Source organism: Pantoea sp. MHSD4 (assembly GCF_021043305.1).
GTDB lineage: Bacteria > Pseudomonadota > Gammaproteobacteria > Enterobacterales > Enterobacteriaceae > Pantoea > Pantoea eucalypti.
In genome coordinates, this window is sequence record NZ_JAJNDH010000004.1 from 256,924 (window position 1) to 282,610 (window position 25,687).

Genomic DNA, 25,687 nt, shown 5'->3' on the forward strand with positions numbered 1-25,687 from the left:
ATCATGACAATTAACATTGGTGTTATCGGCACCGGCGCAATCGGCCGCGAACATATCCGTCGTTGCAGCACAGTGTTACAGAATGCGCGCGTGGTGGCGCTCAACGACATCAACCGCGACAACTGCCAGCAGATTGTGAATGAGCTGACGCCGGAAGCACGCATTTATGACAATGCGCTGGATCTCATTAACGATCCGCTGGTGAATGCGGTGCTGGTCACCTCCTGGGGTCCGACACATGAAGCCTTTGTGCTGGCCTGTATCGAAGCGGGCAAAGCGGTGTTCTGCGAAAAACCGCTGGCGGTCACCGCTCAGGGCTGTATGAATATTGTTGAAGCGGAGATTCAGGCGGGACGGCAGCTGGTGCAGGTCGGCTTTATGCGCCCTTATGATAGCGGCTACCGTGCGCTAAAAGCGGTCATCGACAGCGGTGAGATTGGTGAACCGCTGATGCTGCATTGCGCACACCGTAATCCGGAAGTGGGTGACAGTTACACCACCGACATGGCAATCACCGATACGCTTATCCACGAACTCGATGTGCTGCGCTGGCTGCTGAATGATGACTACGCCAGCGTACAGGTGATCTTCCCACGCAAAACCCGCAAGGCATCGTCACATCTGCGCGATCCACAAATCGTGCTGCTGGAGACAGCCAAAGGCGCGCGTATTGATGTCGAAATCTTTGTGAACTGTGAATATGGCTACGACATTCAGTGTGAAGTGGTGGGTGAACGCGGCGTTGCCCGCCTGCCGGAGCCCGTTTCTGTGCAGACACGCAGCGCGGCAAAACTCTCGACTACCATTTTGACCGACTGGAAAAAACGCTTTATCGATGCCTATGACGTGGAGCTACAGGCGTTTATCAACAACGTCATCAGCGGTGAGATGACGGGGCCCTCGGCGTGGGATGGTTACGCGGCGGCAGTCGCGGCCGATGCCTGTGTCGCGGCACAAACCTCTGGCGAGATTGTGCCGGTTAAGATGTCGGTTAAACCGGCGTTTTATCGCTGATAAAAACAACGCATGGCGGAGTCCGCCGTGCGTTCATCTTTTCCCATGGTCAGCGCATGGTCACGCGCAGGTAAATCCGACGACAAAGCAGGTGTTGGCTGCTGGTTTATCATGGTGCTGTGATCACAATGGCCACGCGGCGGTTTTGCGCACGCCCTTGCGCGCTGTTGTTGCTGGTAACCGGAGCACTCATCCCCAATCCACGCGTAACAATATTTCCACGGGGTATCGACGCACCTTCCGCCCACTGTGCCGCTACGGCATTCGCTCTTTTCAACGACAGCTGCTGGTTATAATCGGGTTTGCCATAATTGTCAGTGTGCCCATCGATGCGCACATGCTCAATACCGGTCGATGCCAGGTTTTTCGCCATCCCCTGAATATTACTTTTGCTTGAGGGAGTCAGTTCTGATTCGTTAACACCAAACAGGATTTTATCGGATAATCCCAACCCCCAGCCTTCACTATTTCGGGTAAATCCAGCACTTTTCATCGCGGCGATTTGTGCCTCACTAAAATGCTCTTTAGACTGACAACCCACCAAAGCCAGAGTCAGGAGCATCAGGGAAATATTCTTTTTCATATTCACGTCTCGTTCACGCCTTCATTAAACTTTATTTTTTCGCTTATTCTTATACATATTCATATCAGCACGTTCGAGGATCGATTCAACCGTATCACCCTGTTGTGACCACGCATATCCGATGGTCATTGAGGTTTTTATCGGCAAACCTTCTGCAATACTGATTTCTTCGCTGATGGCATCATGAATGTTCTGCATGAGTTGCTGCAATTGCTCATCACGGGTCCGGCTGCTCACCAGCATGGCAAATTCATCTCCGCCTAATCGGGCAACCAGATCCTGTTCAGATGCCTGTGATAAAAGGCGCGATCCTATCGCTTTCAATACCTCATCCCCGGCGGCATGTCCCCAGTTATCATTAATGCTCTTAAAACGATCGCCATCGAGGAATAACAGCGCAAAGCGCTCATTGGCAGATTGCAGAGCGAGGAGTTGTGTCAGCCGGGCGGAAAATGCAGTGCGGTTGGCAAGGCCGGTCAGCGGGTCTTCCAGCGCTTTAGCGGCCAGCGAGCGATTATCACGCATAAGCGAAGCCTTCAGCGATTGCATTTCCTTAAGCAGTGAATTCAGATCGTCTGAAAAGAGCTGAAACTCTTTAATTGGGCCACCCTGAATTCGCAGTGAAAAATCACCAGAATGAATCACATAGTGAATTGAGCTGGTAATGGTGCGCAGTGTTGCAACCATACCCCGATGCAGAAATTCACTCAGCAGAAGCGAGATAACCAGCACACAAAGCATGCCGCTGCTAAGAATCATAAATGAGTAACGAAGGAAGTTTAACGCGCCGGTCACCGTGCCTTCCAGCGTCAACGTCCCGACGACAGCATCAGCATGAATGATATTGACGTTAAGCGGTTTGATATAAATCCACTCGCGCAGTAAGCGTGAATACCAACCCGACGGTTCCTGTTGTGCATTCCACTGAACCAGAACAATGTGATCACGGGTAACCAGCTTCGCGGAAGCGAACATGCCTTCATTGCCAAGCCGTTCGATTTTATTACGTGCGTCGTAGCTGTCGGCAAAAACGGTAGCCGCAGTTAGCGTAGTACTTAGCGTCGAACCGATTAATTCGAGATTTCGTTTCTCATATTTTTTAATAAACAGCAGCGACGTTGATGAGAGCAATAACCAGCACAGCAGGAGTATCACTGCAGCGTTGATGGTGCTTATCTTCCGCAGTTTATTGCGGATGGACGATTTATCATGTCTTAATTTATCAAATTTCATCTTATTCGCCTCCCTCGCGGGAGAGCAAAAGCACATCAGGACTCACCCTGACACCGCTTCTGGCAAGGGAATCGAGGTTAACGGAAAAATGCGTATGATTAGGCTGAAAAATCATGCAAAACGCGGCACCCACCGTACACTCCGCATTATTCTCCGCGAGGCTAAGAACGGCCCTTCCCGTAAAATGCTGCAGAGAGTCAACCTGCTGCTGGGGCGTCTGATCGCCGAAATAAACAGCATCGCATCGGTGCATACTGAAGTCGTTAACAGAAGCAAGATACACAACAGTAAATGTCGCGGTTGAAGACGCAGGATTTTCCGGTAAAGAGAGATGTCGCGCTGAAGATAAAACACATAATTCTGGTCGTTTCACACCCGGCCAGTGGGTGAAACTGATAATACCACTGACAATGCGATTAGCTTTGCCATCCTGTATTTCGGCCCAGGCTAAATGAGGAATGACGATGAGCAGAAGAAACGTCAGGGCGATTGTGCAGATGTGTCGTAGCAGAAGCAGTAAAGCGACATGGTGATGGGTTTGATATTTATCTATCATACTGCGTTCCAGTAATACTACACACGGCAGGAAACCTGAATAAACGTCGAAATGTTAGCACAGCAGCAGTTACAAATGTTAACAAACTTCAATCACTATAATTTATAGCGGCCCTGATATTTATCTCAGCTTACACGCTCATTTGCGATTTTATCATCAGATTAAGCAAACCATCAGAAAAAGCGCAGCGTGACCTGCACGATTAAGCTTTTCCTTTGCCTCGTCTCTTCGTATCTGGCGTAAATATCGCGCATGTAATCAGTCAAAATAGGGTTTTAAAATGTCTTCTGTCCAGTGCATAAAAGCCCTGATACGCCGCGACAGATTGCGGCGGTGCGCGACCACAAATACGCGCTAAGCGGCTCGGGACGCAGATCGGGAAGCACTTCAACCAGTTCACCACAGCACACTCCCGCTCTGCTTTACTCTTCCAGACCTTGTCAGGCGCCTTTAACCGGCGTCGGTTTCCTGTGCGGGTTTTACATCAGAACAGCCTTCTGCCTGGGCAATTTTCAACAATCGATGAATAATCGCCCGCTATTCTCAGACATAGCCCATCATTTTTAACAGCGCCTGCACCTGATCCATTGCCTCGCTGCGATGAGAGACGCCCAGTTTTTGGTAGAGATTACGGATATGCGTTTTGATGGTGGTGGATGCCACCGCCAGTTCCCCGGCGATTTGATCGTTGCTGTATCCTGAATAGATCAGGCCCAGCACCTGCCACTCACGCTGCGTCAGTGGACTGGTACGTATCAGTTCCGGCACGTCAGGATGGTTGAGCAACCGGCTGACAAAACCTTCATCGAAATGGGCAAACTTATGTCGATGATATTTATTAATTTCAAGCAGGATGCGGCGGGCGCGGTGACTGTCCAGCTCATTCAGGGTATTTAGCTGAATCAGCTGCCGCAGTTGTTGCGCCATCATCTCGCCTTCAATGACAAAATGGCTGATAAATCCGGTGCTGCGTGCCAGTTTCAGCGCCTCAATCAGCACACGCTGCGCCTCCGCTTTGCGGTCAGTCTGCCAGTAGATCTGATTCAGCAGCAGCAGATTACGGTTTAAATCGCTCATCAGGCGCAGGGCACGGGCGTTCTCATTCAGTTCCTCCAGCACCACTTCTGCCTGGCTGACATCACCCAGCAGGATCTGTGCACGGGCAATGTTACGCCACTGTCCCTGCAGGAAATGGTTGTTAGCGAAAGCGGGTTTGGGTGTCTGCCGCATCCAGTCGCGTGCGTTCTGGCTGTCGCCGGTCATCTGCCAGTAGATCACCCGAACCTTATCGGCATTGGCGATCCAGTCACTGTGCCAGTTGCCGTTGTTCAGCAGGTTTTCCAGACGGTTCAGGTAGCTGCGGGCGTTATCAATGTTGCCGCGCGCCAGTGAGCACTGTACCAGCAGTCCCAGACACTGAATCTGCTGTTGCGGCTGGTAACCGTTCAGCACGTTGATCCCTTCGCGCGCCGCCTGCTCTGCCTCTTCCAGTCGGCCCCAGGCCCATAACAGCTGAGCGCGAATGCGCAGCAGAAACTCATGCAGCGGGAACTGCGCCAGATGCTGCTCTTCCACCAGCACAAAGGCGCGGCTCTGGATCTCATAGGCGGCCTGCAAAAAGCCCTGAGCAAACAGAATCTCGCTCTGTTGAATCATGCTCCAGAGCGCGTAGTGCCAAACCTCATCGCGACGCGCCATCTGTTCGGTCTGACGCATCAGCTTGAGTGAATCGTCCAGCTCGCCTTTGCAGTGCATCACTTCGCCATGTACTGAGGTCGCCACAATACGGCTGTAGTGACGGCTGGCTGGCAGGGTGTCGAGCGCCACTTTCGCCAGCCGCTCCGCTTCGTCGGTATTGCCATCGTTGATCGCAACCTGGGCGCGCAACGCATTAAATTCACCGCGCAGAGCGGCATCAATCTCGCAGCGGCTGGCCTGTTCAAAACGTGCCAGCAGACTATCGACTTCAGAAAAGCGATGCTGGGTCTGCATCAGCCACGCCTGCAGCAGCACCAGCATAGGATTCTCCAGCATCATCTCCCACGGCAGCGCTTTCAGGGAGTTCTCCAGTAACGGCAGTTCGCTCTGATTAAACAGCGTCCAGGCGTGCTTCAGCAGCACATCCCGCAGCATGCTCGCGTCACCGGAGGCGAGCGCGTGGTGAATCGCCTCGCCAGGAAACCCCTGCGCCATCCAGCTTTCAGCCGCAGCCCGATGCAGCGCAGGCAGCTCTGCGGCCAGCTCCCACTGACAGCGCTGACGCAGAAAGTTCCCAAACAGCGGATGGTAGCTGAACCAGCAGCCGGAATCGTCCATGCGCTGCAGAAATAACCCCTGACGTTCAATCTCCTCCAGCCGCATCTGGCCGTTATCTTCGTGGGTTACGCAGGTTATCAGCTCATCGTTCATTGAACGCAGCAGCGCAGTTTTGAGTAAGAAATGGCGGGTGGAGAGATCGACATTATCCAGCACCTCTTCCACCAGATAGTCAGAGAGATGGCTGGCATTAATACCTGAAAGCCGCCGGGCTGAATGCTGCGCAGAGCTGGCACCCTGTCGTGCCGACAGCACGATCAGTTGCAGTGCCGTCGCCCAGCCTGCGACATCATCACAAAGGCGGCTGCTCTCGTCGCTTTCCAGCGGCGCCGCCAGACGGCAGTCAAAGAACTGGCGCGCTTCCTGATGTGTAAATGCGAGCTGCTGGCTGCCCAGTTCAATCAGTTGCTCACGCACCCGCAGGTTAGCGATACCCAGCTGCGGCAGGTTACGCGACATCAGAATCAGCGTCAGATTCTCCGGCTGATGACGCAGGAAAAAGCGCATCGCGTCATGAATGACCGGATTGGTGATGAGATGGTAGTCATCAACGATCAGCCACAACGGCTGCTGCCACTCCACCAGTTCGATAAAAAGCTGAGAAAACAGCGCATTGAGATTCACATATTGCCGCTTCTGCGCCAGCAGCTCAGTGCGTGGACAGCCGCCGTGAGTGGCCTGTTGCAGTGCAGCTATCAGGTAATCGACAAAGCGCTCCGGCTGATTATCGCCCTCGTCTAAAGAAACCCAGCCCAGATCGCTTTTGCCCGCTGCCCACTGCGACACCAGTGTGGTTTTGCCGTAGCCCGCCGGACTGGTGACCAGCACCAGCCGATAGTTACCGGCAGCAGTGAGTTTTTGCAGCAATCTTTCACGGATGACGGTGCCATCAAGACGGACCGGGCGGCTGAGTTTGGCGGGTATTAACATGGGCGCGCGTTTCTCCATTCGTCGAGCGCATCATTATTTTACGCTTCGTAATTATTCCTTACACAGGTTCAGCATTTCGTCTGATGAATGCAAGCAAACCCATTAACTAAACTTTACAAAAGCGTGCGCAATCACACTCCTGCGTCGATTTAGGAATAGCCTCATTCTCTCCACCCTCCCTATCCTCCTGCCCTAATCCTTTTCGGGAGGATGAGTGATGATTTCCGCCCGGGCACACTGTCACCACATTGCCCCATTTTCTTTTTTTCAGGACATCAATCATGACACAGCCCGATTTTAACCCGACTCAGTTTACTGCTGCCCTGACCCGTCAGTGGCAGCGTTTTGGCCTGCACGACGCGCAGGAGATGAACCCGTCGCAGTGGTGGCAGGCCCTCAGCGGTGCACTGGCCGATATGCTGGCGGCGCAGCCAGCTTGCCCGGCTACAACTGAACTGCGCCATGTAAACTATCTGTCGATGGAGTTTTTGATGGGTCGCCTGACCGGCAACAATCTGCTGAATCTGGGCTGGTATGACGCGGTGAATGATGCGCTGGCCGCCTGGAATGTCTCACTCACCGACGTGCTGGAAAACGAAACCGATCCTGCGCTGGGCAATGGCGGTCTGGGTCGCCTGGCGGCCTGTTTTCTGGATTCCATGGCAAATGTGGGTCAGCCTGCGACGGGCTATGGTCTGAACTATCAATATGGTCTTTTCCGCCAGCGTTTCGAACAGGGCGCGCAGATTGAAGGGCCGGATGACTGGCAGCGCGATCGCTATCCGTGGTTTAACCATAACGCCGCGCTGAACGTGCGCGTCGGTCTGGGCGGTAAAGTGATCAGTGTCGAAGGTGAGCCGCAGTGGCAACCGGCAGTTGAACTGGTCGGGGAGGCCTGGGATCTACCGGTAGTAGGTTATGAGAATGGCATCAGCCAGCCACTGCGTTTATGGCAGGCGAAACATGATCAGCCGTTCAACCTCAGCCGCTTTAACGACGGCGATTTTTTGCGTGCGGAGCAACAGGGCATTGATGCAGAAAAACTCACCAAAGTGCTCTACCCCAATGACAATCATCAGAACGGTAAAAAACTGCGTCTGATGCAGCAATATTTCCAGTGCGCCTGTGCGCTGGCTGACATTCTGCGTCGTCATCATCTGGCCGGACGCAACATCGAAACCCTGGCTGACCATGAAGTGATCCAGCTTAACGACACCCATCCGACGCTGGCGATCCCGGAACTGATGCGTCTGCTGCTGGATGAGCATCAGCTTAGCTGGGATCGCGCCTGGCAGATCACCCAGCACACCTTTGCCTACACCAACCATACGCTGATGCCGGAAGCGCTGGAATGCTGGGATGTGCGACTGGTGCGCAGCCTGCTACCGCGCCATATGATGATCATTAATACCCTGAACGCGCAGCTGAAAACGGCAGTCACCGCACGCTGGCCGGATGATGACGCAAAGTGGGCAAAACTGGCACTGGTGCACAATAACCAGCTCCGCATGGCCAACCTTTGCGTCACCAGTGGCTTCGCGGTCAATGGTGTGGCGGCGCTGCACTCGAAACTGGTGGTGCAGGACCTCTTCCCGGAATATCACCAGATGTGGCCGGAAAAATTCCATAACGTGACCAATGGCATTACACCGCGCCGCTGGATTAATCAGTGCAACCCGGCGCTGAGTGCGTTGATTAGCCGAACGCTGCAAAAGCCCTGGCTGAACGATCTCGATGCCCTGCAGGGACTGGAAGCCTTTGCGGATGACGCCGTGTTCCACGCGGAGTATCGCGCCATCAAGCAGCAGAACAAAGTCGCGCTGGCGCAGTGGGTCAAACAACGGACCGGCATTGAGATCAACCCCACCGCGCTGTTTGATGTACAGATTAAGCGCCTGCATGAGTACAAACGTCAGCATCTGAGCCTGCTGCACATTATTGCGCTGTGGCAGACGCTGGTCACCGATCCCCAGGCGAACCGTGCACCGCGCGTGGTGCTGTTTGGTGCCAAAGCCGCGCCGGGCTATGCGCTGGCGAAAAACATCATCTACGCCATCAACAAAGTGGCCGAAGTGATCAATCAGGATCCGCGGATCGGCGACCGCCTGAAGGTGGTGTTTATTCCCGATTACAACGTCTCCGTCGCCGAGCGCCTGATTCCGTCCGCCGACCTTTCTGAACAAATTTCTACTGCCGGTAAAGAGGCCTCCGGCACCGGCAACATGAAGCTGGCGCTTAACGGTGCGCTGACCATCGGCACACTGGATGGGGCAAACGTCGAGATCGCCGAACAGGTCGGCAGCGAAAATATCTTTATCTTTGGGCATACCGTGGAACAGGTGGTGGCGTTAAAAACGGGCGGCTATGCCCCGGATCAGTGGCGCAAAAAAGATCCACAGCTCAATCAGGTGTTACAAGCGCTTGAAGATGGCACCTTCAGTCAGGGCGACCTCCACGCTTTTGACGCGATGCTGCACAGTCTCGGCCCGGAAGGCGGCGATCCGTATCTGGTGCTGGCTGACTTCCAGCCCTACCTGGATGCGCAGGCGCAGGTTGAACGGCTGTGGAGCGATCAGGAGGCCTGGACGCGTGCCACTATCCTCAATACCGCACGCTGTGGCATGTTCAGCTCTGATCGGGCGATCCGCGATTACCAGAAGCGCATCTGGCAAGCGAAACGCTAAGGAAAGCCATGAAAACAGAACCGGTTATGGATGATTTTTCTCTGGCAGGCATCGCTGCTGAGTATATCAATGCGCACGGCAAGCCACAGGCGATCCCGACCCTGACCCGCCAGCGTTTGCTGGCGGTGATGCAGACTCCCCATCCGCTGAGCACGCCGCTGCCACCGGCGGTGATTTTCCGCAGCGGCGATCTGCTGAGCCTGTCGCCTCAGCTGAGTGACGATGCACACTGGCATCTCACCCACGAGTCGGGTGAGATGAGCTCAGGTCGCTGCCAGCCTGCCCAGCCACTGCATCTGCCGCCGCTGCCCGAAGGCTATCATCAGCTGACGCTGCAACAGGGCACGCAGCAGTGGTCGTGCCGGGTGATTATCGCCCCGGCCCGCTGCTATGAACCGCCGGCACTGTTGAAGGGTGAATCATTGTGGGGCGCCTGCGTGCAGCTCTACACCCTGCGTTCTGCGCAGAACTGGGGCATTGGCGACTTTGGCGACCTGCGCCGGATGCTGCCAGACGTTGCGGCACGCGGCGGCGCGTTTATCGGCCTTAACCCTATCCATGCGCTGTTTCCCTCCAGCCCGGAAAACGCCAGCCCTTACAGCCCCTCGTCCCGGCGCTGGCTCAATGTGCTTTACATTGATGTGGCCGCGGTCACTGACTTTCAGTTGAGCGCGGTCGCGCAAACCTGGTGGCAACTGCCCGAAACGCAGCAGACGCTGGCGCAGGCTCGCGCAACTGAATGGGTCGATTATGCCGCGGTAACCCGGCTGAAAATTCAGGCGCTGAGCCTGGCGTGGCCGCAGTTTATCCAGCGTGATGCCGCTGATCCTGAGGTGCAGGCGTTTAATGCGTTTATCCAGGAAGGTGGCGAAAGCCTGCAGCATCAGGCGCTGTTTGATGCGCTGCATGCCGACCAGATGGCGCAGGATAGCGGGCGCTGGGGCTGGCCGGTCTGGCCGGAGGCGCTACAGCATCCTGGCAGCCCTGCGGTGCAGACCTTTTTAAAACAGCATCAGGATCAGGTGCGCTTCTGGCTCTGGCTGCAGTGGCTGGCCGCGCAGCAGTTTGAAAACTGCTGGAACAGCTGCCAGCAGCAGCAGATGCCCATCGGACTGTACCGCGATCTGGCGGTGGGCGTCGCGCAGGGTGGCGCAGAGACCTGGAGTGAGCGGGATCTTTACTGCATGAAGGCCAGCATCGGTGCACCGCCTGATATTCTCGGCCCACGCGGTCAGGATTGGGGGTTGCCGCCCATGGATCCGCAGGTGATGCGTCAGCGTGCCTGGGAGCCGTGGATTGCCCTGCTGCGCGCCAATATGCGCCACTGCGGCGCACTGCGTATTGATCATGTGATGGCGCTAATGCGGCTGTGGTGGATTCCCGCTGGCGAAGGCGCGAGGCACGGGGCGTATGTGCACTACCCGATTGACGATCTGCTGGCGATTCTGGCGCTGGAAAGCCAGCGTCATCGCTGCATGGTGATTGGCGAAGATCTCGGCACCGTTCCGGAAGCGATTGTCGATAAGCTGAGGGATGGGGGCGTTTACTCCTACAAGGTGCTCTGGTTTGAACAGACCTCAGAAGCCGGTTTTAGACCGCCCGCCAGCTGGCCACGGCAGGCGATGGCCGTTGCCACCACACACGATCTCCCGACACTGCGCGGCTGGTGGCAAAGTGACGATCTGACAACTGGCGCACAACTTGGTCTTTATCCGGACAAAGTGGTGCTGGCCGGACTGTATCAGGAACGAACGAGGGCGAAACAGGCGCTGCTGAACAGTCTGCATCGCGTGGGCGCGCTGCCGAAACGTGCCGGACGTGATGCACGCCGTACCGGTATGAGCAAAGCATTAAACCGGGCGATGCAGCGTTATCTGGCCGACAGTCACAGCGCTCTGCTGGGACTGCAACCGGAGGACTGGCTGGATATGGCCGCGCCGGTGAACATTCCCGGTACCAGCGACGAATACCCAAACTGGCGACGCAAGCTGAGCGTGCCGCTGGAAACGCTGTTCAGTAATTCGGAGACCGAAAGGTTGTTGCGCGATTTGACGGCGCGACGGAAGCGGTCAGTGCGTGGTTGAAGATTAACGCGTGACTCAGACGCGTGTCTGACGCCGCCTGATTTACATAATTTTCAATTATTACAGCGTGCGGGCCGCCAACGGCTCGCACGCTGCTATTTTACTCAGCGCCTTTCATCAGAGATGAATTACCCATGAGCAAGGCGTCTGAAAACACAAACAGGATCGTGGTCAGGATTTATGACACTTACGAGTTTGTATTATCCCAATCCTGAGATTGCTTTAACAGCAATGCCCAGTCGTCTGGTGGGTAGCCGTTATGCAACATTCCTGAAAATACCTTATAAGCGTCACGTTTACTGCCATAGGCACGTTTGGTCTCGGCGTCATTCATCCATGCAAGGATAATGGTTTTATGTTGTTCGCTGAATCTAAAGAACAAACGATACTGCATTAAAAACTTCGCACGGAACCAATGCTTATTTTGTTCTCCCAGCGTATCGCCCTGGCGAAACTTTGCATGATGTGAATCGGCGCAAATCTCACTATTGATAACTTTAAACACCGCGGCTAAAAGCTTAGTCGTCGCTTTTCGCTGGTAACTTTCAGGATATTTAGCCCTGAGTGACTCCACTTCATTGGTCAGCGCAATCAGCTGTGATTCAAAACAGGGATGAACATAAACGTGCCATCCATTCATAACCGTGCCATCTTCCATACCTGATTACTCATCGTCCATGAGTGGAGCATCCAAATCAACGTCCATACCTTCGGTCAACGAAGTAATGCGAGTTAATAATCCTCGATCCAGCGTTTTGATATTTGAAGGCGTGTTGCACATATCAGCAGCAAGAAAACTCAGAAAGCTCGCCATCACCGGATCATCATCAGTCACCGTTTCCTGACGGGTAATAAGGACTTTGCCGCCAGGCAGAACAGCGTATTCGATATTCTCACCAGGTTGCAGATTCATCGCATCACGAACTGCGGCAGGGATCGTGGTCTGGCTGCGGGCTGTCAGTTTTGATGTAGCGCGCAGAGAGATGTTGGTATGAGTCAGCGTTCCCATTTCAGATTCTCATCAGGAAAAACAAGATAACGCAACAGTAATGCAAGTGCATTGGCAATGCAAATGCATTGATCGCGACAACCACGACTGTTTTGTTACTCAGTCACCATTAAAAGTTTCTGATTACTCTTTTCCGTATCGCCTGAAAAGTGACACCCTGTTTTACTTCCTGCCAGATATCACACTCTTCGCGGCTGATATGCACAGGAGCAGAAATACTCCGACGGGTGATAACCCAGGTTCACCCGCCATCACGATACCCATGATTTCAGAAAGATATTTCGGGCCTGAGTTGCCATGTAACTTCGCCTGAAATGGCCAGAAAATTCATCCCTGAAACAGCTCAGGAAGCCTATATTCATCGAACGCTATTGCCCACAGCCTGACTTACGCAATGCGTAAAGCCACACAAAAAAAACTGCAATCAGGATCTCCACAACAAAAAAAGGTGCGCCGCAGCGCACCAGATGGGACAACATCAATAGCGTCGGGGCAGCTTCACCCCTTGCCTTTAACACTACTGATAAAGGTCTGCCGTGCAGAGGTGGAACCCAGCCGCTCGGCTTCATCCAGCAGTTTCAGCGCCTTGTCGATATTGCCGCTGTTCACCGCCTGGGTGATCTTCTGGTTAAAGTAACTCTCGGTGTCGCTCATGATCGGTTCCGCACGGGCTTTTGGCGCGGGCGCTGCAGCCGGTGCAGGCGCTGGTGCTGCGCTGTACGCTGCCGCAGGTGCAGTATTGCCGACGGTGACGGCACTCGCGCCGGATGAACCAAACAGCGGTCCGACAAGAATCGAGGAGCCGGAACTGGTCTGCATCTTCAGCTTGATCGTGCCTTCGCGGCTGTGGCTGGCGACCGGATCGGGAATATCCGGCACGGCATGGCCAGTGCCCTCTGCGTAGGCCTTGGCTGGATCGAGCAGCGTGGTGGTCTGGGTCAGATCGCTGTCGGTGGTAAACACCAGCAGGTAGATTTTTTGCTGACCCAGCGCCGGGGTCAATTTCATCACCCCTTCCAGCCGATCTGCCGCCATTACGCCCGGCTTCTGATAAGTGAAATAGCGGCTGGGGAACCAGGCCGCAGGACGCAGGTTTTCATCCAGCACCAGCACGTTCGGTGCGAAAACCTTACCGTTTGCCACTTCACTGCTCAGCGTCAGCGTCAGTTCGCCGATATTTGCCGGCAGACTGTAAGCCGCGACCGGCCCGGCAATGTGAGGTGCATTCAGCGTCTGTCCACTGTTGGCGAGTTTTGTAGTCTGCGTCTGAGAGGCCGCCAGCGGCTGCCAGCTCAGGCGTTGGAGGGATTCAGGTGCGACGACCGGTGCAGAAGAGAGATCCTGCGGCACCAGATTGACCTCCGCCAGGGCGGGAAGCGCATGTCCTGTCAGTAACGCCGCACTCAGGCAGAGTGCAGCCAGCTTTTTCATTTTCATTATGCGTACCTTATTGCAGGTCGCGGCGTGAACCAGGCAATGGCACACCGCGACCAAAGTGATCCATCAGGCGCAGGGGCGCGCCAGTCAGAACAGGGATTGGTTTACCACCAGATTTCCATCTGCGCGCCGAAGGTCACTTCGTCATCTTTACCACGGCTGTTGGTCAGGATGCCGTTGCCGGTAGAGTCCGCAGAGGCGAAGGAGGTGAGATCGCCCGAGGCATCTTTGTTGTAGCCCCACTTCTCATCCCATTTGGCGTAGGTTGCGAACAGACGCAGCGCCGGACGTGACCAGATGCTGTCACCGGCCTGCCACTGCTGTGCCAGTGTCACTTTGTACTGGCCGTTGCGCTCATTAGCCTGCTGCGATTTTACGTTGTCATAGCCCAGTTCCAGCAATGTGCTCATGATCGGCGTCCATTTGTACATCGGGCGCACACCTACGGTGTACCAGTCGGTACCCCGGTTATTGTCCAGATCGATGTTCTGGTACATAGCGACATACATCAGGTCCCAGCGTTCTGCCAGCGAAATGGCACCGTGGTCAAGCACGCGGTACATCTTGCCGTTGTTATTGAGGTTGGTGCCCTGCGGCACGCCTTTGCCCTGCGAAGTCATCGCATCTGTTGCGTATTGCAGCACAAACTTGTTGTAACCTTTCAGCATGCTCTGGGTATGTTCAGCCGTGAACATCCAGCCATCTTTCGATGCGCCATCTTCGATGCGGTAGCCGTCACGGGCATTGGCACGACCATAATCGACCCCCAGTTCCAGCACGCCGTTCGGGTTGGTTTCCAGTCCGGCCAGACGCACATCAAACACATCGTTGGCGGTGCTGGTCGCGAAGTCACGGATACGGTCGCTGGAGAACGTGTACGAGCCGCCCGCTTCAGACGAACGGGTTGCGGCGAAAGAGAGTTTACCGAAGCCGAGATCCACATCTTCCAGACCGGCGCCCGGACCCGAGATATCCCAGTAGTAGAAGTCGATCATGTGGACGTCATGACGCTGATAGAAACGCTTACCGGCCCAGATGGTCGACCCTGGCAGCGAATCAATCAGGTTTTTACCTTTGACGTTAGCCTCACGGAAAGCGGGTGAGGTCGCTTCCCAGTCATTCTGCTGCGCCACGGAGTAAGCCACGTTGGTGTCGAAATAGAAGCTCTTGTCGCCCTCTTTCCACACTTCCTGGCCTAATTTCAGTTCAGCGTAGGTTTCACATTCATTGCCCAGACGGTACTTACTTTGGGCGCCAGTGGCCTGGAAACATTGCTGTTCGCCACCGCTACCCGTCCAGCCAATGCCGGAACGGGCGTAACCGGTAAAATCAACCGCCATCGTTGGGGCGGAGAGGGTGCCCACCGCGACGGCAACGGCAATGGGAAGTTTGCGCAGAGTTAACATTTTCTATCTCCTGAGGTCATTGCTTTTATTGTTTTTGGCAGGGCTATACACCCGGCTCCTGATAAAGCCTGCGGCACGCGCTCCCGTCCTCACGGAACAGGTGACAACGCTCGGGCGGCAGGCCAATACCGAGGATGGCGCCCTCTTTCACCAGCACGACGTCCTCCTGGCGGTAGACCAGGTTTTGACGGATAGCGGGAATCTCGATGTGGATCTGTGTTTCATGCCCCAGCTGTTCCACCACCTGCACTTCCCCTTCCAGGGTGACGTCGGCGATATCGCTTGAGAGCAGATGTTCAGGGCGAATGCCCAGTGACATATTGCTGCCAACCTGTACACCGGCGCTGTCAACCGGCAGCCAGACCAGTTGCTGATTCGGCAGTCGTACCTGAACCTGATCGATGGCGGTGGCGGTCACTTTGACCGGCAGGAAGTTCATTTTGGGTGAGCCGATAAATCCGGCGACAAAGCGGTTAGCGGGATAGTGGTAAAGCTCAAGCGGTTTGCCGACCTGCGCAATGCGCCCGGCATCGAGCACCACGATCTTGTCAGCCAGCGTCATCGCTTCGATCTGATCGTGGGTCACATAAATCATGGTGCGTTTCAGGCGCTTATGCAGACGGGAGATCTCAATGCGCATCTGGACGCGCAGCGCGGCGTCCAGGTTTGACAGCGGTTCATCCAGCAGGAAGACGCGGGGTTCGGCCACCAGCGTACGGCCAATTGCCACGCGCTGACGCTGCCCACCGGAAAGGGCCTTAGGCCGGCGATCAAGCAGATGCGCCAGCTGAAGGATCTCTGCCACCTGATTGACGCGCTGATGGATCTCCGCTTTTTTCACTCCGGCCAGCTTCAGGCCAAAAGACATATTTTCCGCCACGGAGAGGTGTGGATAGAGCGCATAGGATTGAAACACCATGCCAATGCCGCGTTCAGCAGGTGGCACTTCATTCATTCGCTGGTCGCCGATTAACAGCTCGCCGCTGGTGATGGTTTCCAGACCGGCAATCATGCGCAGCAGTGTCGATTTTCCACAGCCTGATGGGCCGACGAATACAACAAATTCCCCTTCACGAATAGTGAGATCGATATCTTTCGACACCACTGTTTCGCCCCAGGCTTTCGTGACATTGCGTAACACAACGCTCGCCATGATCCCTTCCCTCTTAGCTGCATAATCGTGTCTGCTCAGCGGCAGACGGGTTCCGGGGCTCACTATGCGAGAGGAAACAATCGGTAACATCCTCCGCCGTAACGCAAACTGCTGGGGGAGGAGTCGGGAGGAGGAGAAACACGGGCTGACGCGTCAGCCCGCGCCTTGCCACGCTTTTTTGTGATCGCTAACGCAGACCCGAAGATTGTTTTGCCGCTTAAGCACCCGCTTAAGGCGCTTTTTGCCAGTGAGATCACAGAGGCAGGCTGAGGGGCGTAGAGCGGAGGAGGATGAGATGCCGGTATGGATACGCACAATGATGCCGACAGAGCATTCACCACTTCCGCTAACAGGATGGATTTATGACGACGAAAACCGGAGCACGCATTCTGGCCCTTTCTGCCCTCTCTGCTGTGCTCTTTTCAGCAAGCGCAATGGCAAAAATTGAGGAAGGTAAACTGGTCATCTGGATTAACGGTGACAAGGGCTACAACGGCCTTGCCGAAGTGGGTAAGAAATTTGAGCAGGAGACCGGCATCAAAGTCACGGTCGAACACCCTGACAAAATGGAGGAGAAGTATCCGCAGGTTGCGGCGACCGGCGATGGCCCGGACATCATTTTCTGGGCACACGATCGTTTCGGCGGCTACGCGCAGTCGGGCCTGCTGGCGGAGGTCACGCCGGATGCCAGCTTCCGCGAGAAGATCTTCCCGTTCACCTGGGACGCGGTACGCTTCGACGGCAAGCTGATTGGCTATCCGATCTCGGTTGAGGCGCTGTCACTGATCTACAACAAAAAGCTGCTGCCGAACCCGCCGAAAACCTGGGAAGAGATTGCCGGTCTTGATAAGCAACTGCGCGCCAAAGGCAAGAGCGCGATTATGTTCAACCTGCAGGAACCCTACTTCACCTGGCCACTGCTGGCCGCGGGCGGTGCCTACGCCTTTAAACTCACCGACGGACACTATGACGTGAAGGATGTCGGCGTCGATAACGCCGGCGCGAAAGCGGGCATGCAGTTCCTGGTCGATCAGGTCAAAGCCAAAACGCTGAATGCGGACACTGACTACTCCATCGCTGAGGCCGCCTTTAACAAAGGCGAAACCGCCATGACCATTAATGGTCCGTGGGCGTGGGGCAACCTGGACAAGAGCGGCATCGACTATGGCGTCACTGAACTGCCCACGCTGAAGGGCAAACCGTCGAAAGCCTTTGTCGGTGTGCTGAGTGCCGGGATCAACGCCGCCAGTCCAAACAAAGAGCTGGCGAAAGAGTTCCTGGAGAACTATCTGCTGACCGATTCAGGACTGGAAACGGTTAATAATGACAAGCCGCTGGGTGCCGTGGCGCTGAAATCCTACCAGCAGACGCTGGAAAAAGATCCGCGTATCGCCGCCACCATGAGCAACGCTAAACAGGGCGACATCATGCCAAACATCCCGCAGATGGCGGCCTTCTGGTACGCGATGCGCACCGCCACGCTGAATGCACTGGGCGGTCGTCAGAGTGTTGACGCCGCGCTTAAAGATGCCCAGGCCCGCCTGAAGAAGTAATAATCCCATGCCGGGGTTATCCCCGGCTTGAGTGACCGTTAAGGAAAACCGCATCATGTCAGGAAAACCGAAAACGCACAGTCTGTTGCTGAAAGGCGTTCTCATCGGAATCGGCTGTCTGCTGGTCGGCTATCTGCTGATACTGATGTACGCGCAGGGTGAATATCTGTTTGCGTTGCTGACGCTGATCCTCAGTGCAACCGGGCTGTGGATTTTTGCTAATCGTCGCGCCTATGCGTGGCGTTATGTCTATCCCGGCGTGGCAGGAATGTCGCTGTTTGTGCTGTTCCCCCTCGCCTGCACCATCGCTATCGCTTTTACCAACTACAGTAGCACTAACCAGCTCACCTTTGAGCGGGCGCAGCAGGTACTGCTGGGCCGCACATTCCAGGCGGGTGAAGCAGTGAGTTTCTCACTGTTTCCGGCTGGCGATCGCTGGCAGTTGGTGCTGAACGATGGCAAAGCAGACTTTGTCTCGCCGCCGTTTCAGTTTGGCCCGGAACAGACGCTGAAAATGGCCCCGGCGACCCCACCCGCTGGCGAACGGGCGACCTTAAGAGTAATCACCACTAACCGTCAGGCGCTGAGCCAGATCCGTGCAGAACTGCCGGATGGCCGTCAGCTGCGGATGAGTTCGCTGCGTCAGTTCTCCGGCACCCAGCCACTCTATCGGGTTGGCGCGCAGGATGAGCTAATTAACCAGCAAAGCGGCACGCATTACCGTGCCAATCCGCGGACCGGCTTCTATCAGGCCGTTAACGCGGACAATAAGTGGGACAACGAAACGTTAAGCCCTGGCTTTACCGTGAATACTGGCTGGAAAAACTTTGTGCGGGTGTTTACTGATGAAGGGATTCAGAAGCCGTTCCTGGCGATATTTGGCTGGACGCTGCTCTTCTCGCTGATCACCGTGGTGCTGACCGTCGCCGTAGGCATGGTGCTGGCCTGTCTGGTCCAGTGGGAGGCGCTGCGCGGCAAAGCCATTTACCGCGTGATGCTGATTCTGCCCTATGCCGTTCCGGCGTTTATCTCAATTTTGATTTTCAAAGGGCTGTTTAACCAGAGTTTTGGTGAGATCAACGTGATGCTCAGCGCGCTGTTTGGCGTGAAGCCCGCGTGGTTCAGCGATCCGACGCTAGCGCGCACCATGCTGATTATCGTGAATACCTGGCTCGGCTACCCCTACATGATGATCCTCTGCATGGGACTGCTGAAAGCAATTCCCGATGATCTCTATGAAGCCTCGGCGATGGACGGAGCAGGACCGCTGCAGAACTTCTTCCTGATTACGCTGCCGCTGTTGCTGAAGCCGTTGATGCCGCTGATGATTGCCAGCTTTGCCTTCAATTTTAATAACTTTGTGCTGGTACAGTTATTGACCAACGGCGGACCGGATCGTCTTGGCACGACCACGCCAGCCGGTTATACCGATTTGCTGGTGAACTACACCTGGCGCATCGCCTTTGAGGGCGGCGGCGGGCAGGACTTTGGTCTGGCGGCTGCCATCGCCACGCTGATCTTCCTGCTGGTGGGTGCGCTGGCAGTGATTAACCTGAAAGCCTCGCGGATGAAGTTCGACTAAGGAGTTGTTATGGCTATGGTACAACCCAAATCACAACGGCTGCGTCTGTTCACCACGCATCTGCTGCTGCTGGTATTTATTGCGGCGATACTCTTCCCGCTGCTGATGGTGATCGCAATTTCACTGCGATCCGGTAACTTCGCCACCGGCAGCCTAATCCCGGAACAGATCTCCTGGGAGCACTGGCGGCTGGCGCTGGGTTTCAGCGTTGAACATGCGGATGGAAGCGTGACACCGCCGCCCTTTCCGGTGCTGTTATGGTTATGGAACTCGATCAAGATTGCTGCAATCAGCGCGCTAGGCATCGTGGCACTTTCGACCACCTGCGCCTATGCGTTTGCGCGTATGCGCTTTGCCGGTCGTGCCAGCCTGCTGAAAGGGATGCTGATATTCCAGATGTTCCCGGCGGTTTTGTCACTGGTGGCGCTCTATGCGCTTTTTGATCGGCTCGGTCAGTATCTGCCGTTTATCGGGCTGAATACCCATGGTGGCGTAATCTTCGCCTATATGGGCGGCATCGCGCTGCATGTCTGGACGATTAAAGGGTATTTCGAAACCATCGACGGATCACTGGAAGAGGCCGCCGCGCTGGATGGCGCAACGCCATGGCAGGCGTTCCGGCTGGTGCTGCTGCCGCTGTCAGTGCCGATTCTGGCGGTGGTGTTTATTCTGGCGTTTATCGCAGCGGTCACTGAAGTGCCGGTTGCTTCGCTGCTGCTGCGCGACGTCAACAGCTACACCCTTGCGGTCGGGATGCAACAGTATCTCAATCCGCAGAACTATTTGTGGGGAGACTTTGCCGCCGCGGCGGTGCTCTCCGCGATTCCGATCACCCTGGTGTTCCTGCTGGCGCAGCGCTGGCTGGTAAGCGGTTTAACCGCAGGCGGGGTTAAAGGCTAAACGATCATCATTGTACGTTGCCACTGCTTACACAACGCCTGTTGTGGTTGAATGATTCGGCGGCCTGCGGGCCGCCTTTTTTATCCTACGCTGACTCCGATGCACTACTGCCAGTCACCAGCGCGACGACCATGGCCGTTATTGCCTGCTCGCCTTCCGGCTTAGCGACATCGCCACGTGTCACGGCGGCGGCGATAGCATCCGCGCCCCCCAGCAAGCCCCACATGCCTGCTTCCGCAATACCTTTGCTGCCCGTAAAAGGAGCAAACCAGTGCTGACAACGGGCGATAAAGTCGAGCTGATAATGACGTTTGACGGCGGCCAGTTCCGGTGAGGTGCTGAGTGCTGACAGCAACTCTGGAATCTCACGTCCTTCTGTCATCACACAATCCACATAACAGGCGGCCAGCACTTCCGCTTTTTGCTGCATCACCATCGGCGCAGCATTCATCGCCGCGTCCATTCGCTCGGTCTGGCGACGATCAAAATCGTCATACAACGCTGCCAGCAATCCATGACGGGTGGTGAAATGATCGTAAACCACCGGTTTACTGACGCCCGCCGCTTCGCCGACCCGTGCCAGCGTCAGCGCTTCGCTGCCTTCGGTTTGCAAAATCTGCCACGCGACATCCGACAACTGCCTGCGTCGGGCCTCACGTGACAGTCGTTTCCGCGGTACTTTCTCAACGGTCATGTTTTTCCTGATGGGGGAACAGACGCTGGCCCAACGCCTGCGCCAGCTGATAGTGTGACTCAGGATAACCCTCATCGCCGCTTAGCAACAGTTCACTGGTCACCACCGGCGCGCCACAGTAGTCAAAAATGCCGTGATCAATCTGATTTCGCATGCTGCCGAAATAGCCCCGCCGCAGAAAAGTTCGCGTATCCGCGCCCCCGATTGCAATCAGATGCACAGGAAGATGATTGAGGCGCTTCACTATCCGACCCTCCTGTTCATCAAAGGCCCATCCGGCAATGAAAACCCGATCTATCCAGCCTTTGAGCTGGGCAGGAAATGACCACCAGTAAACTGGATAGACCAGCACCAGCGCATCAGCGCGATTTAACCGCTGCTGTTCAGCCAGCACATCCGGCGATGCCTCCGCCTGGCCGTTGAAATGCCGGTGGTCGGTGAGCGTGAAACGCGGATCAAATCCTTCAGCTGCCAGATCGGCTTTTTCAGCCGTGTGCTGGCCGGTCGAGATAATGCCCTGCGCCAGCTGGTCCGCCACGCGGTGGGTATGCGCATCCTGATTGGGATGAGAAGTCACTATTAATGCATGCATCGTCGTCACCTTACCTGTTCAGCCATTAAGCTACCAAAGGTAAGTTACTATTGGTAGGTTATCAAGCGCCGCTGTTTACTCTTTTTGCAGACCGCATTTCAGGTTAAACGCACCTGATGCCGGAAGGGCCCGCACAACATGGTCTGAACACAGGCGGGATAAAATGCTGCCTTCCTGTTCACCGTTAAAAACAATCTGCAGAGCTCTGTGCCAGCGTCAGATATAAAACCTACCGACGATAAGCCAGTGAGCGCACCAGCCGGTCGCCGAGTTTCTGAATCAGCATCACCAGTGCCAGCAGCACCACAATGGTGGCCGTCATGATCTGGTTGTCGAAGCGCTGATAACCGTAACGAATCGCCAGATCACCCAGTCCGCCGCCACCGACCACGCCCGCCATCGCCGAGAAGCCAATCAGCATCACAATCGTCAGGGTAACGCCCGCCACCAGTGCGGGTAGCGCTTCCGGCAGCAGAACCCGACTGACGATATGCCACAGCGTGCCGCCCATTGATACCACCGCTTCTATTCGGCCGCGATCGACCTCATCCAGCGCGTTCTCCACAATGCGGGCAAAGAAAGGAAACGCACCCAGCGTAATCGGCACAATGGCGGCAGTGCTGCCCAGCGTGGTGCCGACCAGCAGACGGGTAAAGGGGATCAGCGCAATCAGCAGCACCACAAACGGCAACGCGCGTCCGGTATTGACCAGCGTATTCAGCAGCAGTGAAATCCCACGATTGGGCAGAATGCCTTTTGGCCGGGTCAGAAACAGCAGTACGCCCACCGGCAGGCCTAGCGCGACCGTGAAAAGTGCCGCCAGCAGCACCATATAGAGTGTTTCACCAGTGGCATTCAGCAGCAGTTCCTGGAACCGCTCACTACTCATGCTACGCATCGGGTTAATGCCTCATGCTGATATTTTTTGATAAACGCCCGGTCTGCTTCGCCATCCCTCAGCAGCATTTTGCGCAGGCGTCCCTCTTCACGTCCCATGATCTGGCTAAGGCTGCCGCTTTCAACCAGCTGGCCATTCTCAAGCAGTGCCGCGCCGTCACAAATCCGCTTCACCACCGCCATTTCATGGGTGATCAACACAATGGTGATGTTGAGCTGCTGCTGAATGTCGGCAAGCAAATCGAGAATCGAGGTGGTGGTTTCGGGGTCCAGCGCGCTGGTGGCCTCATCACACAGCAGATAACGGGGTCGGGCGGCCAGCGCACGGGCGATGCCGACACGCTGTTTCTGCCCACCTGAGAGTTGCGACGGCCAGGCTTTGCCAGACGATTCCAGCCCCACCAGCTTCAGCAACGAGGCCACACGCTGGCGCCGCTCCGCCGCTCGCAACCCGGCAATCTCCAGCGCCAGATCGACGTTGTCCTGTACATTGCGCGAATGCAGCAGATTGAAGTGCTGGAAGATCATCCCCATCTGCTGTCGCTGCTGACGCAGTTGCGCCAGGCACATCGCGGCGAGATCCTGTCCGTCAATCTCAATCTGACCGCTGGAAGGGCTTTCCAGCCGGTTCAGGCAGCGTAGCAGCGTGCTTTTACCCGCCCCGCTTCGTCCGAGGATGCCAAAGATGGTGCCCTCTTCGATGGTGAGTGAGATGTCGTCCAGAGCTGGCGCAGGTGCGCCAGCGTAATGTTTACTGAGATGGCTGATTTTAATCATGCTGCTCGTCCGCAACCGGAATCACAGAGCCCTGATAATTTTTACGGATAAATTCCGCCACCTGCGGCGAGCGCAGATCTTTTGCCAGCTGTAACACGCGCGGATCTTTAGCCCGTTCAGGCGTGGTCACCAGCAGGTTGGCGTAAGGGTTATGGGCCGCGGACTCCAGACCCAGCGCATCTTTCGCGGGCGTCAGCCCGGCTTCCAGCGCGTAGTTGCCATTAATCACGGCGGCATCCACATCATCCAGCGAGCGCGGCAGCTGTGGCGACTCAATCTCAACGATTTTAATATTCTTCGGGTTTTCACTGATATCTTTCGGCGTCACCAGCGTCGAACCCGCCTCGCCCTTCGCGCTTAGCTTGATCACGCCTTTATCCTGCAACAGCCACAGTGCACGGCTCAGGTTGGTGGTGTTATTCGGTACCGCAATGCTGGCACCCTCTGGCAGCGCCGCCAGTGATTTCACCTTGCGCGAGTAAATTCCCAGCGGCTCAATATGCACGCTGGCAACGACGGCAAAGGTTTTACCCAGCGCTTTCTCCTGATCTTTCAGATAAGGCAGATGCTGGAAGTAGTTGGCATCCACATCTCCGGCGGCCAGCAGTTCATTGGCATTCACGCCGCCGCTCAGCTCGACAATTTTGATATCCAGTTTAGGATCCAGAGTTTTGACATACTCCAGGATTTCCGCGTGCGGCAGGGGATCAGCCGCCACGCGCAGCGGTGCAGCCTGTAAGCTTTGAGCAATCAGCAGTGAAAGACCGGCCAGGGCCAGAAAGCGCTTTTTAATCATCATTTATCTCTTATCGTTATCAGTGAGTGTTATGTTCGGGATAGAAACGCCGCGCGACGTCCGGATGCGAACGCAGCCGGCCCTTGAGGTAGTTCCAGCCCACTTCGCGCAGCAGTGGGTTAAGCGGATCGCTGCCCGGTCCCTGCGCCAGCCGAGCCAGCTGAGGAGGCAGTTGATAGACTGGCACCACCGCATCCAGCTGGGCACCCAGGAAGAAGGCGATGGATAAGCGCTCGCTGCTTTGAGGTGGCGAGACCACGCGATGCACCGTCGCGCGCAGGTAGCCGTTGGTCGCCAGCTCCAGCAGTTCGCCAATGTTCACCACAAAGGTACCCGGCAGCGGCGACGCATCGATCCAGTTGTCCGGTGTCACTTCAACCTGCAGGCCCGGCTGGTCATCCTGCAACAGCATGGTCAGGAAGCCGGAATCTTTATGCGCGCCAACACCCTGGCGTGATTCGCCCTCGGTGCGGCCCGGGTAACGAATCAGTTTGATATGTTCGTTGGGATAGTCGCCGTAGAGGTTGTCGAAAGCGTTGCGCGGCAGATTAAGTGCCTGGGCAAAGGCGCGCAGTAACGCCAGCGCTACCTCTGTCATCTGCTGCTGCCAGCGGGTGACCACGGTTTGCAGTTCAGGTAAGCCTTCAGGCCACTGATTCGGCCCCTGCATCCGTTGCCAGGTGGGGGAATCGGCAGTAACGGGCAGCGCTTCCCGTTCCGCACCAATATCGAACTGCTCACGATAGTCGGGCTGGCTGCGGGTTATTTCCACGCCCGCCAGGTTATAACCACGAAAATGAGGCGAGTTAGCCATCGCTACTGCGGATTTTTCCGCCTGTGGCAGGGCAAAAAATTTCCGCGCGACGTCCTGAACCTCATCTGATAATTCACGGTCGATGCCGTGATTGATTAAATAGAAGAAACCGACATCACGCGCGGCCTGGCTTAACTTTTCCAGCACCTGTTGCTGCTGCTGTTGATTACCTGACAATAATGCGAAATCGATGACCGGCAATTCTGCTGTTGTTAACGCGCTCATGAGAGAGACTCTGTTGGCATGGAATAGCCTTACACTGCCATTCCCTTTATGCGTTAACTACCAACTAATCCTGCTATGGATATGCGGTGGATGGAAATATACCACCACCCCATAGCCATCCCTGCCGCAGATTACTCTGCACGCGAGATCCTCTTTTTCGGCAGTCATTGTGGCGAAAACAGCCATAAACAGATCCACACATAAAAAGAGCTATTAACAGGCAATATTTCCAAATATTTATGGCCGTAAGCACTCAGGAGTCAGAGCGCCGTGCTGAATTATCTTTCAAAGCTAGTTTTTTCGGCTGAAAACTTGCAAAACCTTACAATCGTGGTCTATGGTTAACCGGCTGCGGCTTTTGCCGCTTCACTTAAAATTTTTCGGCTTCTTATAGCTTTCATTTCCACGGTTTCTTCTGAACATTGTTTGCGGCTGCGAAAGCTATAAGACTC

Annotated in this window: 21 protein-coding genes and 1 pseudogene; 6 read left to right on the forward strand and 16 right to left on the reverse strand. The window is 55.5% G+C overall.

Features of this window, described 5'->3' with window-relative positions; all coding sequences use genetic code 11:
- Positions 1–3: 3 nt before the first annotated feature.
- A complete protein-coding gene (locus tag LQK91_RS14200) occupies positions 4–1,014 on the forward strand; it encodes a Gfo/Idh/MocA family protein (protein WP_003851488.1) in 1,011 nt (336 codons plus the stop codon).
- Between the two features lie 109 nt (positions 1,015–1,123).
- Here the strand turns inward: LQK91_RS14200 and LQK91_RS14205 are convergent, their stop codons facing one another.
- The 5 genes and pseudogenes from LQK91_RS14205 to malT form a co-directional block, all read right to left on the reverse strand.
- A complete protein-coding gene (locus LQK91_RS14205) occupies positions 1,124–1,597 on the reverse strand; it encodes an OmpA family protein (RefSeq protein ID WP_008924716.1) in 474 nt (157 codons plus the stop codon).
- Positions 1,598–1,621: 24 nt separating this feature from the next.
- The gene (locus tag LQK91_RS14210; protein WP_008924717.1) at positions 1,622–2,830 is read right to left on the reverse strand and encodes a diguanylate cyclase domain-containing protein; all 1,209 of its coding nucleotides are present in this window, start codon (positions 2,828–2,830) and stop codon (positions 1,622–1,624) included.
- Between the two features lies 1 nt (position 2,831).
- On the reverse strand, positions 2,832–3,386 hold the full coding sequence (locus LQK91_RS14215) for a YfiR family protein (RefSeq protein ID WP_105099704.1): 555 nt from the start codon (positions 3,384–3,386) through the stop codon (positions 2,832–2,834).
- 258 nt (positions 3,387–3,644) lie between these two features.
- Positions 3,645–3,787, reverse strand: a pseudogene (locus LQK91_RS14220) (transcriptional regulator); the annotation flags it as partial.
- Positions 3,788–3,929: 142 nt separating this feature from the next.
- Entirely contained in the window at positions 3,930–6,632 is a 2,703-nt protein-coding gene (malT, locus tag LQK91_RS14225) for an HTH-type transcriptional regulator MalT (RefSeq protein WP_105099703.1), read from the reverse strand.
- Positions 6,633–6,913: 281 nt separating this feature from the next.
- Here malT and malP point away from each other — a divergent pair, with 281 nt between their 5' ends.
- Both malP and malQ read left to right on the forward strand, forming a co-directional pair.
- The gene (gene malP, locus LQK91_RS14230; RefSeq protein WP_105099702.1) at positions 6,914–9,316 is read left to right on the forward strand and encodes a maltodextrin phosphorylase; all 2,403 of its coding nucleotides are present in this window, start codon (positions 6,914–6,916) and stop codon (positions 9,314–9,316) included.
- A gap of 8 nt (positions 9,317–9,324) precedes the next feature.
- Positions 9,325–11,400: a 4-alpha-glucanotransferase gene (malQ, locus tag LQK91_RS14235; protein WP_105099701.1), complete on the forward strand. Its 2,076-nt coding sequence runs from the start codon at positions 9,325–9,327 to the stop codon at positions 11,398–11,400.
- 187 nt (positions 11,401–11,587) lie between these two features.
- Here the strand turns inward: malQ and LQK91_RS14240 are convergent, their stop codons facing one another.
- The 5 genes from LQK91_RS14240 to malK form a co-directional block, all read right to left on the reverse strand.
- Positions 11,588–12,058 (reverse strand): type II toxin-antitoxin system YhaV family toxin, encoded by a 471-nt coding sequence (locus LQK91_RS14240; protein ID WP_105099700.1) that lies wholly within the window; start codon positions 12,056–12,058, stop codon positions 11,588–11,590.
- Between the two features lie 6 nt (positions 12,059–12,064).
- Entirely contained in the window at positions 12,065–12,409 is a 345-nt protein-coding gene (locus tag LQK91_RS14245; RefSeq protein WP_003851503.1) for a type II toxin-antitoxin system PrlF family antitoxin, read from the reverse strand.
- 498 nt (positions 12,410–12,907) lie between these two features.
- Positions 12,908–13,846 (reverse strand): maltose operon protein MalM, encoded by a 939-nt coding sequence (gene malM, locus LQK91_RS14250; protein ID WP_105099699.1) that lies wholly within the window; start codon positions 13,844–13,846, stop codon positions 12,908–12,910.
- Positions 13,847–13,950: 104 nt separating this feature from the next.
- On the reverse strand, positions 13,951–15,252 hold the full coding sequence (locus tag LQK91_RS14255) for a maltoporin (protein ID WP_105099698.1): 1,302 nt from the start codon (positions 15,250–15,252) through the stop codon (positions 13,951–13,953).
- Positions 15,253–15,295: 43 nt separating this feature from the next.
- Positions 15,296–16,405 carry a maltose/maltodextrin ABC transporter ATP-binding protein MalK gene (gene malK, locus LQK91_RS14260; RefSeq protein WP_003851511.1) on the reverse strand — a complete coding sequence of 370 codons (1,110 nt, stop codon included), beginning with the start codon at positions 16,403–16,405 and terminating at the stop codon, positions 15,296–15,298.
- 362 nt (positions 16,406–16,767) lie between these two features.
- On the opposite strand from malK, the gene malE reads away from it, so the two are divergent.
- Genes malE through malG form a run of 3 tightly spaced genes read left to right on the forward strand, consistent with a single transcriptional unit; the run spans position 16,768 to position 20,440 of the window.
- Positions 16,768–17,958 (forward strand): maltose/maltodextrin ABC transporter substrate-binding protein MalE, encoded by a 1,191-nt coding sequence (gene malE / locus LQK91_RS14265; RefSeq protein WP_105099697.1) that lies wholly within the window; start codon positions 16,768–16,770, stop codon positions 17,956–17,958.
- Between the two features lie 55 nt (positions 17,959–18,013).
- The gene (gene malF, locus LQK91_RS14270) at positions 18,014–19,540 is read left to right on the forward strand and encodes a maltose ABC transporter permease MalF (protein WP_105099696.1); all 1,527 of its coding nucleotides are present in this window, start codon (positions 18,014–18,016) and stop codon (positions 19,538–19,540) included.
- Positions 19,541–19,549: 9 nt separating this feature from the next.
- A complete protein-coding gene (malG, locus tag LQK91_RS14275; protein ID WP_003851518.1) occupies positions 19,550–20,440 on the forward strand; it encodes a maltose ABC transporter permease MalG in 891 nt (296 codons plus the stop codon).
- 85 nt (positions 20,441–20,525) lie between these two features.
- Here malG and LQK91_RS14280 read toward each other — a convergent pair whose 3' ends face one another.
- The 6 genes from LQK91_RS14280 to LQK91_RS14305 all read right to left on the reverse strand — a co-directional run bounded on the left by LQK91_RS14280 (position 20,526) and on the right by LQK91_RS14305 (position 25,235).
- Positions 20,526–21,134 carry a TetR/AcrR family transcriptional regulator gene (locus LQK91_RS14280; RefSeq protein WP_105099695.1) on the reverse strand — a complete coding sequence of 203 codons (609 nt, stop codon included), beginning with the start codon at positions 21,132–21,134 and terminating at the stop codon, positions 20,526–20,528.
- Positions 21,124–21,726, reverse strand: coding sequence for an NAD(P)H-dependent oxidoreductase (locus LQK91_RS14285; RefSeq protein ID WP_039661385.1), 603 nt, complete (start codon positions 21,724–21,726; stop codon positions 21,124–21,126). Before LQK91_RS14285 ends, LQK91_RS14280 begins: the two co-directional genes overlap by 11 nt.
- A gap of 229 nt (positions 21,727–21,955) precedes the next feature.
- Entirely contained in the window at positions 21,956–22,624 is a 669-nt protein-coding gene (locus LQK91_RS14290) for a methionine ABC transporter permease (RefSeq protein ID WP_105099694.1), read from the reverse strand.
- Complete coding sequence (locus LQK91_RS14295; RefSeq protein WP_105099693.1) at positions 22,612–23,400, reverse strand: methionine ABC transporter ATP-binding protein; 789 nt, start codon at positions 23,398–23,400, stop codon at positions 22,612–22,614. The genes LQK91_RS14290 and LQK91_RS14295 overlap by 13 nt, the downstream gene beginning before the upstream one ends.
- A complete protein-coding gene (locus LQK91_RS14300) occupies positions 23,393–24,196 on the reverse strand; it encodes a MetQ/NlpA family ABC transporter substrate-binding protein (RefSeq protein ID WP_105099692.1) in 804 nt (267 codons plus the stop codon). The genes LQK91_RS14295 and LQK91_RS14300 overlap by 8 nt, the downstream gene beginning before the upstream one ends.
- Positions 24,197–24,215: 19 nt before the next feature.
- On the reverse strand, positions 24,216–25,235 hold the full coding sequence (locus tag LQK91_RS14305; RefSeq protein WP_105099691.1) for an isopenicillin N synthase family dioxygenase: 1,020 nt from the start codon (positions 25,233–25,235) through the stop codon (positions 24,216–24,218).
- Positions 25,236–25,687 lie beyond the last annotated feature (452 nt).